Source organism: Frigoribacterium sp. NBH87, from assembly GCF_014217665.1.
GTDB classification, from domain to species: Bacteria; Actinomycetota; Actinomycetes; order Actinomycetales; family Microbacteriaceae; genus Frigoribacterium; species Frigoribacterium endophyticum.
On the sequence record NZ_CP043650.1, the window covers coordinates 521,837 to 536,814 of the forward strand.

At 73.2% G+C, this 14,978-nt stretch carries 12 protein-coding genes; all 12 read right to left on the reverse strand.

Features of this window, described 5'->3' with window-relative positions; all coding sequences use genetic code 11:
• Positions 1-135 precede the first annotated feature (135 nt).
• Positions 136-1,287, reverse strand: a complete 1,152-nt coding sequence (locus tag F1C15_RS02475; RefSeq protein ID WP_255465434.1) for an FtsQ-type POTRA domain-containing protein — start codon at positions 1,285-1,287, stop codon at positions 136-138.
• Positions 1,284-2,714 carry a UDP-N-acetylmuramate--L-alanine ligase gene (gene murC, locus F1C15_RS02480; protein WP_185232751.1) on the reverse strand — a complete coding sequence of 477 codons (1,431 nt, stop codon included), beginning with the start codon at positions 2,712-2,714 and terminating at the stop codon, positions 1,284-1,286. The genes F1C15_RS02475 and murC overlap by 4 nt, the downstream gene beginning before the upstream one ends.
• Entirely contained in the window at positions 2,711-3,874 is a 1,164-nt protein-coding gene (locus F1C15_RS02485; protein ID WP_185232753.1) for a glycosyltransferase, read from the reverse strand. Before F1C15_RS02485 ends, murC begins: the two co-directional genes overlap by 4 nt.
• The gene (gene ftsW / locus F1C15_RS02490; RefSeq protein ID WP_235491181.1) at positions 3,871-5,070 is read right to left on the reverse strand and encodes a putative lipid II flippase FtsW; all 1,200 of its coding nucleotides are present in this window, start codon (positions 5,068-5,070) and stop codon (positions 3,871-3,873) included. The genes F1C15_RS02485 and ftsW overlap by 4 nt, the downstream gene beginning before the upstream one ends.
• Before the next feature lie 145 nt (positions 5,071-5,215).
• Positions 5,216-6,787, reverse strand: coding sequence for a UDP-N-acetylmuramoyl-L-alanine--D-glutamate ligase (gene murD, locus F1C15_RS02495; protein ID WP_185232757.1), 1,572 nt, complete (start codon positions 6,785-6,787; stop codon positions 5,216-5,218).
• Positions 6,784-7,887: a phospho-N-acetylmuramoyl-pentapeptide-transferase gene (mraY, locus tag F1C15_RS02500; protein WP_056055088.1), complete on the reverse strand. Its 1,104-nt coding sequence runs from the start codon at positions 7,885-7,887 to the stop codon at positions 6,784-6,786. The genes murD and mraY overlap by 4 nt, the downstream gene beginning before the upstream one ends.
• Positions 7,884-9,290, reverse strand: coding sequence for a UDP-N-acetylmuramoyl-tripeptide--D-alanyl-D-alanine ligase (gene murF / locus F1C15_RS02505; RefSeq protein WP_185232759.1), 1,407 nt, complete (start codon positions 9,288-9,290; stop codon positions 7,884-7,886). Before murF ends, mraY begins: the two co-directional genes overlap by 4 nt.
• Positions 9,287-10,840: a Mur ligase family protein gene (locus tag F1C15_RS02510; protein ID WP_056055090.1), complete on the reverse strand. Its 1,554-nt coding sequence runs from the start codon at positions 10,838-10,840 to the stop codon at positions 9,287-9,289. Before F1C15_RS02510 ends, murF begins: the two co-directional genes overlap by 4 nt.
• Before the next feature lie 14 nt (positions 10,841-10,854).
• Positions 10,855-12,684, reverse strand: a complete 1,830-nt coding sequence (locus F1C15_RS02515; protein ID WP_235491182.1) for a penicillin-binding protein 2 — start codon at positions 12,682-12,684, stop codon at positions 10,855-10,857.
• 76 nt (positions 12,685-12,760) lie between these two features.
• Complete coding sequence (locus F1C15_RS02520) at positions 12,761-13,414, reverse strand: hypothetical protein (protein WP_185232761.1); 654 nt, start codon at positions 13,412-13,414, stop codon at positions 12,761-12,763.
• The gene (gene rsmH / locus F1C15_RS02525; protein WP_082514472.1) at positions 13,411-14,361 is read right to left on the reverse strand and encodes a 16S rRNA (cytosine(1402)-N(4))-methyltransferase RsmH; all 951 of its coding nucleotides are present in this window, start codon (positions 14,359-14,361) and stop codon (positions 13,411-13,413) included. Before rsmH ends, F1C15_RS02520 begins: the two co-directional genes overlap by 4 nt.
• Before the next feature lie 103 nt (positions 14,362-14,464).
• Positions 14,465-14,896 carry a division/cell wall cluster transcriptional repressor MraZ gene (gene mraZ / locus F1C15_RS02530; RefSeq protein ID WP_056055098.1) on the reverse strand — a complete coding sequence of 144 codons (432 nt, stop codon included), beginning with the start codon at positions 14,894-14,896 and terminating at the stop codon, positions 14,465-14,467.
• Positions 14,897-14,978: the final 82 nt, after the last annotated feature.

The following is a 14,978-nucleotide window of genomic DNA, read 5'->3' on the forward strand; positions in this document are numbered from 1 at the left end:
CCGGGCCTCCGCTGGAACCTTAACTCTGTGATTGAAGGTCAAGGTTGTACATTGTATTCGAGTGGGTCAGTCACAAGGTATGGGTCGCGCCTCACCGCCGACCACTCCGAGACGGGCGTGTCGCGAAGGCCGGTCTCAGCGAGTGCGGATGATGCCGTTGTCGGGCGCTGAGACGTCGTACTCGACCGAGGCCGCCGGGTCGCGCTTCGCCTGGTCGGCGACGAGGCCGGCGAGCACCTGCGCCTTCTTCTCCGAGTGCTCGGCGCTGCCCCAGACGACCTGCTCCCCCGAGGTGAGGGCGAGCGTGACGTCGTCGGCCGTCGACGCCGTGACCGTGTCCACGGTGCTGCGGAGCGTGAGCGGCAGGGCGAGGAGCACCTCCGCCGCCGACCGGAAGGCCGTGCCGTCGAGGGGCGCGCCGCCGACGTCGACCTGCGGCACGCCGTCCTGACGACCGTCGAGGCGCTGCACGACGATGCCCGCGGGGTCGACCAGGTCGACGCCGTCGGCCGTCGCCACCGTGGCGATCGGCTGGCGCTCGGTCACGCGGATGACGAGGGTGTGGGGCGGGGCGGTCTCGGTGACGTAGCTCGCGATGAGGGGGAACTGCTCCAGCTCGCCGGTGATGCGGTCGAAGTCGACGAGGGCCAGGGGCGTGCCGAGCTGGTCGTCCACGGCGGCCGTCACGGCGCTCGCGTCCACGCGGCTCGTGCCCTCCACCCGGATCTCCTGCAGGGAGAGGAGCGGCGAGAAGACGGCCACGGTCACCGACGCCACGAGGACGACGACGACCGCGCCGACGGCGGTCCAGGTGGCCCGCCGATGGCGCGAGCGGCGCGTGAAGCGACGCACCTCGGACTTCTCGACGCGGCGACGCTGACGCGAGGCCCGCCGGGCCGCACGACGCGCCTCCGCGGCTCTCTCGCGCGCGGCGGCCGCCGTCGTGTCGGCCGGCCCGATGCGCGGGGGCTCGGCCGGACGCACGGCCTCGGGGCGACCGTCCGCCGGGCGGGCGTCCGCAGGCCGAGCGACCTCGGGGCGCGCCGCGGCAGGGCCGGCGGCCGCAGGTCGGCCGATGCGGGCCGAGCGGGAGGCGCGGGGAGGCCCGGTGACGACGGACACGGGGCCCGTGTCGACGTCGTCCGAGGCCCCGGGGGCCGACGCCGGCGTCTCCGCGCCGCGGCGGCGCCGCGCCAGCCGGTCGGCGAGGGACGGTCGGCCGTGGCCGTCCGCCGGCGGCTCGGGGGCGGGCTCCGGGGGCGGCTCGAAGCCCTCGGGGCGCTTCACGCTCCGGTCTCCTCCGCGGTCGACGGGTCGGGGGCGGTGGCGGCGTCGAGCGCGCCGAGCAGCTGGGGCACGATGCGGTAGACGTCGCCGCAGCCGAGCGTGATGACGAAGTCGCCCTCCCGAGCGACCTCCGCCGTGCGGACCGCCGCGGACTGCCAGTCCGGCACGAAGTCGACGCGCTCGGGGTCGCGGAAGGCCCCCGAGACGAGCGCGCCGGTGACGCCGGGCTCGGGGTCCTCACGGGCCCCGTAGACGTCGAGGACGATCGTGTGGTCGGCCAGGCGCTCGTAGGTCTCGGCGAACTCGCCGGCCATCATCCGCGTTCGGCTGTACAGGTGCGGCTGGTGCACGGCGATCAGGCGCCCCTCCCCCACGACCGACCGGGCGGCCTGCAGCGCCGCGGCGACCTCGGTCGGGTGGTGGGCGTAGTCGTCGTAGACGCTGACGCCCCGCACGGTGCCGTGCAGCTCGAAGCGTCGCTCGGTGCCGCCGAAGGCCTCGAGCCCGCGGACGGCGGCCTCGGCCTCGACGCCGAGGCCCACGAGCACCGCGAAGGCGCCGGCCGCGTTCACCGCGTTGTGGTGGCCCGGCACGCGCAGCTGGACGGGCAGGCTGCGGCCGTCGTGGTGGAGCGTGAACGACACCGGCCCGCTCGACGCGACGTCGGTGATGCGGACGTCCGCCGACCCGTCGAGCCCGAAGGTCACGACCCGCGGGTGGTCGAGCGCCTCCGTGACCCGCCGGGCGCCGGCGTCGTCGCTCGAGATGACGACGAGCTCGGAGGCGGCGCCCGCGAACTCGACGAAGGCCCGGTCGAACGCCTCGTGCGACCCGTAGTGGTCGAGGTGGTCGGCGTCGACGTTGGTGACCAGCGCGATCGCCGTGTCGTAGAGCAGGAAGGAGCCGTCGGACTCGTCGGCCTCGACGACCACCAGCTCCTCCGAGCCGCCGGCGGCGCTCACGCCGAGCGACTGGATGACGCCGCCGTTGACGAAGCTGGGGTCGCGCCCGGCGGAGAGCAGCGCCGTCACGATCATCCCGGTCGAGGTCGTCTTGCCGTGCGCGCCGGCGACCGAGACCAGGCGCTGGCCGCCGATCAGGGAGGCGAGGGCCTGCGACCGGTGCAGCACGGGCACGCCGTCGGCGAGGGCCCGCTGGTACTCCGGGTTGTCCTGCCAGAGGGCGCCGGTGACGACGAGGGTGTCCGCGTCGCCGACGTTCGCGGCGTCGTGGCCGATCGCGATCTCGGCGCCGAGCTCGCGCAGGGCTGAGACCGACGCCGACTCGCGGATGTCGGAGCCGGTGACGCGGTGGCCCGCGGCCAGGAACACCCGGGCGATGCCGCTCATGCCCGAGCCGCCGATGCCGACGAAGTGGACGGCCCCGAGGTCGGAGGGGATCTGCTGCTGGAGGTCTGGCTTGATCATGCGTTCTCGGCGTCCGTCTCGGAGGGGCTGGTCGGGGTCGCCGTCGATCGGCCGCGCGCGTGGGCGGCGGGGCGGGACGACGAGGAGGCGCGGTCGACGGCGTCGAGGACGAGGTCGACCGTGCGGTCGGTCCCGTCCAGCACCCCCACCGTGGCCGCGCGGACCGCCATGTCGGCGATCGCGGCGCGGTCGAGCAGCAGGCGCACGAGCTCCCGGTCGACCCACTCCGGCGTGAAGTCGGCGTCGGCCACCAGCAGGGCGCCGCCCGCCTCGACGACGTCGGTGGCGTTGAAGCGCTGCTCGCCGTTGCCGACGGGGTACGGCACCAGGACGGAGGGCAGGCCGAGCGCGGTGAGCTCGCTGACGGTCGCCGAGCCCGACCGCGACACGACGAAGTCCGCGGCCGCGAGGGCGAGGTCCATGCGGTCGCAGTAGCGGAGCAGGTGGTGCCCGGCCAGCCCGGTCGACCGGAGGTCGGACTTCTCGCCGGTGATGTGGAGCACCTGCCAGCCGGCGCCGACGATGCTGGCGGCGGACCGCGCGACCGTCTCGTTGAGGCGACGGGCTCCGCTGGAGCCGCCGGTGACCAGCACCGTGGGCAGCGCGGGGTCGAGGCCGAACTCGGCCAGCGCCTCCTGACGTCGTGCCCGACGGTCGAGCGTCTCGATCTCGTCGCGGAGCGGCATGCCGACGCGACGTGCCCCTCGGAGCTTCGTCGACCGGAAGACGACGCCGACGTGGGGCGTGAGGAACGAGCCCAGCACGTTCGCCATGCCGGGCTTCGCGTTCGCCTCGTGCACGACCAGCGGGACGTGCTCGCGACGCGCGGCGACGTAGGCGGGTGCCGAGGCGTAGCCGCCGAAGCCGACCACGACGTCGACCGCGTGCTCGCGGAGCAGGCGACGGACGCCGTCGACGGCGCCCTTCAGCGCGGCCGGGAAGCCGAGCGCCGCCCGGGAGGGGCGTCGCGGGAAGGGGAGCCGCGGCACGGTGAGCAGCTCGTAGCCCCGCTGCGGGACGAGCCGGGCCTCGAGGCCCTCTGCGGTGCCGAGGACGAGGATCGTCGCGGTGGGCTCGCGACGCCGCAGACGGTCGGCCACGGCCAGGAGCGGGTTGACGTGCCCGGCGGTGCCGCCGCCGGCGAGGAGGTACGTGGTCATCGGAGAGACCCTACCCGCTGCCCGACGGGGGGCATGGGCACGGTCGGGTCCTCCGGACGACGGGCGAACGACAGGACGACGCCGATGGCGGCGAGGGTGACGATGAGCGCCGAGCCCCCGGCGGAGATGAGCGGCAGGGGGACGCCGAGCACGGGCAGCAGCCCGAGGACGACCGCGATGTTGATCAGGGCCTGGCCGATGATCCACGCCGTGACCGCGCCCGTGACGACCCGCACGAACGGGTCGTTCGTGCGGCGGATGATCTTGACGAACCCGACGGCGAGCACGACGAAGAGCGCGAGGACGACGATCGCCCCGATGAGACCGAGCTCTTCACCGACGATGGCGAAGATGAAGTCGTTGTCGGCCTCCGGCAGCCACGACCACTTCGACTTCGAGTTGCCGAGGCCGACGCCGAACAGGCCGCCGGAGGCCAGGGCCCAGGTGCCGTGCAGCGACTGCCAGCAGGCGGCCTGGTAGTCGCTCGAGTCGGTGCAGCCGGACATCCACGCGGCGATCCGCTCGTTGCGGGAGTCGGAGCCCGAGGCGATGATCGGCACCACGGCGAGCAGGAACAGCACGGGCACGGCGAGGAAGCGGAGGCGCACCCCGGCGAACCAGACGGCCGCGAAGACCAGGAGGAGCATGACCATCGTCGTGCCGAGGTCGCCGCCGAGGATGACGAGGCCCACCGACACCCCGACGACGGGCACGAGCGGGATCGCCAGGTGCTTCCAGTCGTCGAGGAGGTCGCGCTTGACGCTGAGGATCATGCCGAGCCAGACGGCCAGGGCGAGCTTGACCGCCTCGGACGGCTGCGCGCTGAAGGAGGAGCCGAGCTCGATCCAGTTCCGGTTGCCGCCGACCTCGTAGCCGAGGGGGGTGAAGACCAGGAGCTGGAGGACCACGGCCGCCAGCAGGATGTGCCAGGCCCAGCGCTTCCAGAACCAGATCGGCACGCGCGAGGCTATCAGCATGAGCGGCACGCCGATCGCGGCGTACATGCCCTGGCGGATGAAGGCGCCGAAGAAGGAGGTGTGCTTCGACGAGATGTACTGCTCGACGCTCGACGAGGAGAGAACCATGACGAGGCCCAGCACGACCATGAAGAGGGTCGTGCCGAGGATCAGGAAGAACGAGCCGGTCTCCGCGGCGAAGAGCTTCTTGACCGCGACGACGGCGGCGGCCTGCCGCACGTCGTGCGGGTGCGCGCCGTGCTCGCCCTCGCCGTGCCCCCGGGCCCCGCGCGCACCCGGGGGGCGGGCGGACGGCGGGGCTGCGGCGGGGGCCGACGGGGCGGCGGACCGGGTGCGCGGCGTCGCCGCGCGGGGACGCGACGCGTCAGTCGGTCGCCGGCGCGGGAGGCTGGACGGCAGGTCGGCCATCGGCGTCACCCCTCAGGTGCTCGTGGACGGCGGCGGCCCAGGCTCGGCCGCGTGCCGTGTAGTCGGTGAACTGGTCGAAGGACGCCGCGGCCGGTGCCAGCAGCACCGTGTCGCCCGGGAGCGAGGCCTCCGCCGCGAGGCGGACCGCCGTCGGCATCACCCGCTCAGTGTCGGCCTCGTCGACCTCGAACACGGGGACGTCCGGCGCGTGTCGCCGGAGAGCCTCGAGCACGACCTCGCGCTCGACGCCGATCACGACGACGGCACGGAGGCGGTCGGCGACGTCGGCGACGAGCGGGGCCGGGTCGACTCCCTTGAAGGTGCCGCCGACGACCCAGACGACCGCGGGCGCCGACGTCAGCGAGGCCCGGGCCGCGTGCGGGTTGGTGGCCTTGGAGTCGTCGACGAAGCGGACGCCCCCGGCCTCGGCGACGAGCTCCGTGCGGTGGTGGTCGACGCGGAAGCCAAGCACGGCCTCGCGGACGGCCGCGGGGTCGACGTCGACGGCCCGCACGAGGGCGGCGGCGGCGAGGACGTCGGCGACGAGGTGGTCGGCGCCGAGGCCGACCGCGTCGAGCTCGGTCGTGGTCGCGAGCTCGAGGGCCCGGTGACGCCGGTCGTCGAGGAACGCCCGGTCGACGAGGACGCCGGCGTCGTCGTCGCCCGCGACGACCCCGAAGTCGCTCGGGCCCGGCGCGGAGAGCCCGAAGCCCACCGCGCGGCAGCCCTCCTCGACGTCGGCCTCCTCGACCATGCGCAGCGTGGCGTCGTCGGCCTTGTTGTAGACGCAGGCCACGACCGTGTTCTCGTACACCTTGGCCTTGGCGTCGCGGTAGGCGCGGGCGCTCCCGTGCCACTCGAGGTGGTCGTCCTCGAGGTTGAGGCAGACGGAGGCGCGGGGCCGGAGGGCGCCCGGGCCGGCGGTCGGCAGCTGGTGCAGCTGGTGGCTCGACAGCTCGACGACGAGGACGTCGAACCCGTCGGGGTCGCGGACGGCGTCGAGCACCGGCACGCCGATGTTGCCGCACGCGGCGGCCCGGCGACCGCCCTGGGTCGCCATCGCGGTGGCGAGCTGCGTCGTCGTCGTCTTGCCGTTCGTGCCGGTGACGAGCAGCCAGTCGGCCACGCGCCCCGTCTTGTCGCGCAGGCGCCAGGCGAGCTCGACGTCGCCCCAGACGGCCGCGCCGCTGGAGGCCGCCCAGCGCGCGAGGGGGTGGTGCGGGGCGAAGCCGGGCGAGATGACCACGAGCTCCGGGGCGAGCTCGACGACGGCGGCCGGCGGCTCCTCCATCGCGGGGTCGAGCACCAGCTCAGCGCCGATGAGCGACAGCAGCTCGGCCCGGTCGTCGTCGACGGTCGGGGCCAGGACGACGACGCGCGCGCCGAGCTCGGCGAGCGTGTCGGCCACGGAGAAGCCGGTCACGCCGAGGCCGAGGACGAGCACGCGGAGGCCCCGCCAGTCGGCGTGCCAGCTGCTCAGGCCGTCGAGGCGCGCGGCCAGGGCGGGGTCGAGGGTCGCGTCGCTCACGAGGTGCGCGAGATCCACTCGAGGTAGAACACGCCGACGCCGGCCGCGACGAACAGGCCCGCGATGATCCAGAACCGCACGACCACCGTGACCTCGGCCCACCCCTTGAGCTCGAAGTGGTGGTGCAGGGGGCTCATCAGGAAGATCCGTTTGCCCTTGGTGATCTTGAAGTAGGCGCGTTGCAGGATCACCGAGCCCGTGACGACGAGGAAGAGGCCGCCGATCAGGACGAGGAGCAGCTCGGTGCGGCTGAGGATGGCGAGGGCGGCCAGCGCGCCGCCGAGGCCGAGCGAGCCGGTGTCGCCGAGGAAGATCTGCGCGGGCGAGGTGTTCCACCACAGGAACCCGATGAGACCGCCGCAGATCGCGGCCGCCACGACCGCGAGGTCGAGCGGGTTGGCCACCGTGTAGCAGGCCGACCGCGTGGTCTCGTCGAGGCGCGTGCTGAAGCACGACTGGTTGAACTGCCAGAAGCCGATGAAGATGTACGACGCGATGGCGAGGATGGACGACCCCGTCGCGAGGCCGTCGAGGCCGTCGGCCACGTTGACGCCGTTCGAGGTGCTCACGGTGATGAGCACGACCCAGATGAGGAAGAGCCCTCCGCCGATCACGCTGCCGAACACCATGAAGTCGAGCCACGAGATGTCGCGGATGCCGGAGATCGCGGTGGAGGCGGGGGTCAGGCCGTTCGCGTTGGGGAACGACAGCGCGAGGACGGCGAAGACGGCCCCGACCACGACCTGGCCGGCGATCTTCGCCCAGCCGCCGAGCCCGAGGCTCCGCTGGTTGCGGACCTTGAGGAAGTCGTCGAGGAACCCGACCGTGCCGAGCCCCACCATCATGAACAGCACCAGCAGCCCGCTGAGCGTGAGCTCGTCGCGCGCCACCAGGTGGCCCAGGAAGTAGCCGATGACGGTGCCGAGGATGAGGACGATGCCGCCCATGGTCGCCGTGCCGCGCTTGGTGTGGTGCGACTGCGGGCCGTCGTCGCGGATGAACTGGCCCCAGCCGAGGCGGTGGAAGAGCCGGATGAACAGCGGCGTCATGAGCAGGGTGAAGACCAGCGAGAACCCGCCGGCGATCAGCAGCGCGATCACTCGGTCACCCCCGCGAGGCGGTCGCCGAGGAAGCGCAGGCCCGCCGACTTCGACGACTTGACGAGCACGACGTCGCCCGGGCGCAGCTGCTCGCGGAGCAGCTCGTAGGCGGCGTCGACGTCGTCGACGAGGACGGACTCGCCGTCCCACGAGCCCTCGAGCCCGGCCGCGGTCGAGATGTGGCGGGCGGCGTGGCCGACCACCACGAGCTGGCTGACGTTGAGCCGCACGACGAGGCGACCGACACGGTCGTGCTCCTCGCGCGCGGCGTCGCCGAGCTCGGCCATCTCGCCGAGGACGGCGATCGAGCGGCCGCCCTCGGGAACGATCTGGACGAGGGTCTTGAGCGCGGCGGCCACGGAGTCGGGACTCGCGTTGTACGCGTCGTTGACGACGGTGACGCCGTCGCCGCCGTCGAGCACCTCCATCCGCCAGCGCTCGGCGCGGGCGACGCCCTCGAGCACCGTCGCGGCGCGGTCGAGGTCGAGGCCCCACTCCCCCGCGACCGCGAGGGCGGCGAGGGCGTTCATGACGTGGTGCTCGCCGAGGATGCGCAGCGACACCCGTCGGGTCAGGTCGCCGTGGGCGAAGGTGAAGGAGGTGCCCTCGGCCGTCACGTCGACGTCGGAGGCACGGTAGTGCGCCGACGAGGAGAGCCCGAAGGTCACCACGCGCGCGGCCGTGACGGACGCCATCCCGGCGACGCGGTCGTCGTCGGCGTTGAGGATGGCCGTCCCGGTCTCGGGGAGGTCGGTCACCATCTCGGACTTCGCGGCGCGGGTGCCCTCGATGCCGCCGAAGCCGCCGGCGTGGGCGAGGCCGACCTTGAGCACGACGCCGGTGTCGGGGCGGGCGATCTCGACGAGGCGGGCGATCTCGCCGGGGCCGGAGGCCCCCATCTCGACGACGAGGTACTCGGTGTCGTCGTCGATGCGGAGCATCGAGATCGGCGCACCGACGTGGTTGTTGAACGAGCCCTGGGGAGCGATCGTCGCGGCGACGTCGCCGAGGACGGCGCGGAGCATGTTCTTCGTGCTCGTCTTGCCGTTCGAGCCCGTCACGCCGACGACGCGCAGGGCGCCGCGGCGGCGGACCCGCTCGACGACCGCGGCGGCCAGGCGGGAGAGCGCCGTGACGCCGTCGTCGACCACGACGACGGGCACGTCCACGTCGACGGCAGCCTCGGCGACGACGAGGGCGGCGCCGCGCTCGACGGCGGACTCGACGAACAGGCGGCCGTCGGTGACCTCGCCGCGCAGGGCGACGAAGACCGAGCCGGGCTGGACCAGACGGGAGTCGGTCTCGACCGAGCCTGACACGACCTGCTCGGCCCGCGACTCCTGCCCGGGGGCGAGGGAGCCGCCCGTGATCTCGACGACCTCGGCGACGGTGAGGGCGATCACTCGGCCCACCCGGCCTCTCGCAGCGCCGCTCGCGCCTCGTCGCGCGCCGAGTACGGCGTGCGCTCGCCCCGGATGTCGCGGTAGTCCTGGTGGCCGGGCCCGGCCCAGAGGATCGAGTCGCCCTCGTCGGCCAGGCCGACGGCGGTGCGGATCGCGGCCTCGGGCGGGCTGACCTCGTGGATCTCGTGCTCCGGGAAGGCGGCCCGGGCGGCCTCGACGAGCGTCGTGCGGATCGCCTGCGGGTCCTCGAAGCGGGGGTGGTGGTCGGTGACGACGAGGACGTCGGAGCCCGCCGCCGCCACGCGCGCCATCTCGGCCCGCTTGGTCTTGTCACGGTCGCCGTCGGCGCCGAACAGCATGATGACCTTGCCGGGGGTGAACCGGCGCACCGCCGCGAGCGTGGTGAGGAACGCGTCGGGGCTGTGCCCGAAGTCGACGTAGACGCTGGGGCCCCGGTCGCCGGAGACGCGCTCGGTGCGGCCGGGCAGGTACGCCACGATGCCGTCGTCGGCCGCGAGGGCCTGCTCGATGGCACCGAGCTCGAAGCCGGCCTCGACCAGCATGACGAGCGCGAGGGCCGCGTTGGCGACCATGTGCCAGCCGATCAGCGGCACCCGGGTGACGAGCTCGCGGGACTCGGGGCCGGTGAGGCGGAACTCCGTCCACGCGGCCTGCTCGTCGAGGATCTCGACGCGCCAGTCGGCCTCGACCTCGGGGAGGATCGTGATCGTGGTCAGCGGCACGCGCGCGCTGTCGACGACGCGCTGCCCCCACGGGGAGTCGAGCGAGATGACCGCGCGGCGCGAACGGTCGGGCTGGAAGAGCGGCAGCTTCGCCTGGAAGTACTCCTCCATGTCGGCGTAGTCGTCGAGGTGGTCGTGGCTGAGGTTCGTGAACGCGGCCACGTCGAAGACGAGACCGTCGACCCGGTTGCGGCTGAGCGCCTGGGCGCTGACCTCGACGGCGACGGCGCGGACCTCGCTCTCGCGCATGCGGGCCAGCAGGGCGTGCATCTCGCTCGCCTCGGGGGTCGTGAGACGGCTGACGACCGTGAGGTCGCCGATGTGGCGCTCGGCGGTGCTGCTCAGCCCCGTCACGAGGCCGAGCTGACGGAGGACGCCCTCGAGGAGGTAGGAGGTGCTGGTCTTGCCGTTGGTGCCGGTGACGGCGAAGAGGAGGGGCGAGTCGGTGCCCTCGCCCGTGCGGTAGATCCAGGCGGAGACGTCGCCGAGGGCCGCACGCGGCGAGTCGACGAGCACGACCGGGAGCCCGACGTCGCGCGCGATCTCGAGGCCGCGGCGGTCGGTCATCAGGGCGACGGCGCCGCCGTCGCGGGCCTGGGCGGCGAACTCGGCGCCGTGCCGGTGCTCGCCGGGCACGCCGACGTAGAGGTCGCCCGGGTGCAGGTCGCCGGTGCTCAGCGTCACGCCGGTCACCTCGACGCCGTCGAGGGAGCCGTCGTGCTCGAGTCCGAACTCGCTGACCAGCTGGCCGAGCGACCTCGCGGACGGATGTTCCGGTCGGAGGACCGGGGGGATCCGGGCGTTCAAAGAATCCTCTTCTCTCACCAGGTCTGGGGGATGACCGGTGCGGGCTCCGTCGACGGAGGGACGCGGTACATCTCGAGGACCTGGGACATGATCTTGTTGAAGGTCGGAGCCGCAGCAGCCGACGTCTTGATGGTACTGGGCTTGGTGAACGTCACGACGACGACGTACTGCGGGTCCTCCGCGGGGGCGAGGCCGGCGACCGAGACGATGCGGTCGGAGCCGTACCCCGTGCCGTCGGACTTCGCGACCTCGGCGGTGCCGGTCTTGGCGCCGACGCGGTAGCCGGGGATGGTGAGGACGTCCTTGAGGTCGCCGTCGCTGACGACCTTCTCGATCATGTTCACGGTCGAGTCGGCCGCGGCGGGAGAGACCGCCTGGACGCCCTCGGTGCTCGGGGCCATCGTCACGGTGCCGTCGGGAGCGGTGCAGCCCTCGACGAGGGAGGTGGGGAGGCGCAGGCCGTGGTTGCCCAGGGTCTGGAAGATGCCCGCGACGTGCACGGCCGTCGTCTGGACGCCCTGGCCGAACATCGTGTTGATGCTCGTCTGCTGGTCCCAGTCGGAGGCGGGTCGGACGCCCGAGGTCGGCTCGCCGAGGAAGCCCACGGCGGTGGGCTCGTTCAGGCCGAACTTCACCATGTAGTCACGGCGCTGCTCCGCCGACAGGTTCTGGCCGAGCAGCGAGATGCCGACGTTCGAGGAGTCGCGGAGCACGCCCGTGAGGGTCAGCTGCTCGGTGGGGTGGAAGGTCGCGTCGTGGATCTCGCCGCCCCACGGGAAGGTGCGCGAGTAGGGGACGGTCACCCGGCTGGTGGGAGCGGCCTTGCCGGAGTCGAGGAGCATCGCGGCCGTCATCGCCTTGAAGGTGGAGCCGGGCTCGTAGGACGACGTGAACGCCTTCGAGCCGAGGTCCGCGACGTCCTTCGTGAGGTTCACGTCGTTGGGGTCGACCGCGGGCCAGTCGGCCACGGCGAGCAGCTTGCCCGTCTTGACCTCCTGGACGACCGCCGTGGCCGACTCCGCGCCGATCGCCTGGGCCTGCTCGGCGACGGCCTGCTGCGCCATGTACTGGAGGTCGGAGTCGATGGTGAGCGCCAGGGTGCCGCCGGGGGCCGCCTCCTGCGTGGTCACCGTGCTGCCGGGCAGCTGCACGCCGTCCGCGCCGCGCTCGTAGGTCTGGAGGCCGTCGGTGCCGGCCAGGCACTGGTCGGCGCTCAGCTCGAGCCCCGCCTGGGGGCCGTCCGTGCCGATGAAGCCGGTGAGGTTGCCGGCGACGGAGCCGTTCGGGTACGAGCGGGCCGACTGGCGCTCGTAGTAGAGCCACGAGACGCCGCTGTTCTTCAGGTCACGGACCGCGCGGAAGGCGTCGACGTCGACGCCCTTCACCAGGTAGGCGAAGTTCGCCTCGGGGTCGTCGGAGATGCTCTTCTGCATCGCGGCCTCGTCGCCGCCGGTGATGTCGGCGACGCGCGCCAGCACCTGCTCGACGGTGAGGGGCTGCTTGGAGGTCGTCCCGTCGGCCGCGGTCTCCGTGACCGTGACGTCCTCGGCGAAGGCCGGCGCGGCCGTGATGTTGTAGCGGGTGACGCTGCCCGCGAGGACGGTGCCGTCGGAGGAGACGATGTCGCCCCGGTCGCCGTAGGTGACCTGACGGATCTCGCGCTTGTTCAGCGACTGGGCGTTCAGCTCGGAGGCCTGGACGATCTGGATGTCGGCCAGCCGGACCACGAAGACGCCGACCAGCGCGATCACCACGGCCATCGCCAGGGTCGCGCGGAGTCGGCGGCTGCGGAGCTCGCTGTGCGGTCGGCCGCGACGGCCGCCGGTGCGGGGAGCAGGGTTCACGAGAGGTTCCTCACCGCGGACGGGCCGTCGTGCACCCACCGCTGTCGTCGTCCGGCACGCCCTCGCGGGCGCGCCGCTAGCGGGTCTCGGGAGCCGCCAGCTGGTTCGGGGCCGAGGCTACCGACGCATCGGCGTTCTGCGCGCCCGCCGCGCCCGGCGCGGCGGAGTCGGCGGCGGGAGCCGCTGCGGCGCCCGTGGCGTCGGCCAGGTCGGCCGTCGACGAACCGGCGGCGGCGCCGTCGGCGGCCTCGGCGGGGGCACCCGCCGGCGGCTGGGTGACGAGCGGGACGCCGTCGAGCAGCGTGTTCGGGATGAGGTTGTCGGTGCCGTCCGCCGCGCCGTCGGCGGGGGCGGGGACGCCGTGCACCGCACCGGTCGTCGGGTCGAGGTAGACCGGGTTCGAGTTGCGCACCATGCCGAGGCGCTCGGCGTTGTTCGCCACGTTCTGCGGCGACGACAGCACGTCGAGCTGCTCGGAGTACTTCTGCTGGTCGCGGGTCAGCTCGGACTTCTCGGCCTGCAGGTCGGAGATCGTGTAGGCGCCGTCGCTCAGGGCGATGCTGATGGCGAGCTGACCGAGCAGCAGGACGAAGAGCGCCGCCGTGGCCACGAGCGCGTAGGCGATGCGCGGGCGGGCCCGGCGCTGCGCCCGGGTGGTGACGATCTCGACCGGAGCCCGGCGGGGGGCGCGGGCGGGCTGCGGGATCGGGCTGACGGCCGCGGTGCTCATGCTGCTCTCCGGATTCGTTCTGCGGCGCGGAGCCGCACGGGTCGTGCTCGGGGGTTCTCGTCGATCTCGGCGTCGGTGGCCAGCTCGGCACCCCGCACGAGGAGCTTGAACTCGGGGCGGTGCTCGGGCAGCTCGACGGGCAGCCCCTGGGGGGCCGTCGACGTCGTCCGGGCCGCGAGCTCGCGCTTGACGAAGCGGTCCTCGAGCGACTGGTACGCGAGGACGACGATGCGCCCGGCCTCGGCCAGGCGGTCGAGGGCCGCCGGCACCGCGGCCTCGAGCGAGGCCAGCTCGCCGTTGACCTCGATGCGCAGCGCCTGGAACACGCGCTTGGCCGGGTGACCGGCCCGCTGCAGGGCCATGGGCGTCGCCGCGATGAGGAGGTCGACCAGCTGGCCGCTGCGGACGAGCGGCGCCTCGAGGCGCTGCTCGACGATGCGGCGGGCGTAGCGCGGGGCCAGCTTCTCTTCTCCGTACTGGTAGAAGATGCGCCGCAGCTCGGACTCGGGGTACTCCGCGAGGATCCGCTCGGCCGTCACCGGGGCGGTCGGGTCCATGCGCATGTCGAGCGGGGCGTCCTTGGAGTAGGAGAAGCCGCGCTCGACCCGGTCGAGCTGGAGGGACGAGACGCCGAGGTCGAAGAGGACGGCGTCGACGGTGTCGTAGCCGAGGCCGTCGAGGGCGTCGGCCACCCCGTCGTAGCGGGTGTGGACGAGGCGCGCCCGCCCGCCGAAGCCGGCGAGCCGCTCCCCCGCGATGGCCAGCGCCTCGGTGTCGCGGTCGAGGCCGACGACGGTCAGCTCGGGGAACCTCTGCAGCATCGCCTCGCTGTGCCCGCCCATGCCGAGGGTCGCGTCGACGACGACGGCGCCGGGGCGCGACAGGGCGGGGGCGAGGAGCTCGAGGGTGCGCTCGAGGAGGACGGGGGTGTGGATCTGTTCTGCCATGGCGACGACGGTCTCGGGCTCCCGGGGCCTGATCCCCATCCCTCACGACCTGGCACCGGGGAAGGTGCGCCAGGGCGGACGGCTGGGAGTCAGGCTCGAGGAACTAGAAGAGGCCGGGGATCACCTCCTCCGTGGTGTTGGCGAACGCGGCCTCCTGGGCCTCGTAGTAGGCGTCCCACGCCTCGGTGGCCCAGATCTCGGCACGGTTGCCCGCGCCGATCACGGTGAGCTCACGGCCGAGGCCGGCGTAGTCGCGCAGCTGCGCGGGGACGGTGACGCGGCCCTGCTTGTCGGGGACTTCGTCGCTGGCACCGGAGAGGAAGAGGCGCATGTAGTCGCGGCCCTCCTTGCTCGTGATCGGTGCCTGTCGGATGCGGTCGTGCATGCTCTCGAACTCGGCCTGGCTGAAGACGTAGACGCAACGCTCCTGGCCCCGGGTCATGACGAGGCCGGAGGCCAGCTCGTCACGGAACTTCGCGGGGAGGATGATGCGGCCCTTCTCGTCGAGCTTGGGCGAATAGGTGCCGAGGAACATGCCCTCTCCCCCTTCGCCCCCGCACCCGGTGGCACGTGCCTCCACTTTACTCCACATCGCACCACTCAGCAACGAGAAACGG

What these genes read in the sequence shown, in the direction of transcription:
- murC (WP_185232751.1), bottom strand. Translation starts at nt 2,714, where the DNA reads ATGATCAAGCCAGACCTCCAGCAGCAGATCCCCTCCGACCTCGGGGCC.
- mraZ (WP_056055098.1), bottom strand. Translation starts at nt 14,896, where the DNA reads ATGTTCCTCGGCACCTATTCGCCCAAGCTCGACGAGAAGGGCCGCATC.
- F1C15_RS02520 (WP_185232761.1), bottom strand. Translation starts at nt 13,414, where the DNA reads ATGAGCACCGCGGCCGTCAGCCCGATCCCGCAGCCCGCCCGCGCCCCC.
- F1C15_RS02485 (WP_185232753.1), bottom strand. Translation starts at nt 3,874, where the DNA reads ATGACCACGTACCTCCTCGCCGGCGGCGGCACCGCCGGGCACGTCAAC.
- rsmH (WP_082514472.1), bottom strand. Translation starts at nt 14,361, where the DNA reads ATGGCAGAACAGATCCACACCCCCGTCCTCCTCGAGCGCACCCTCGAG.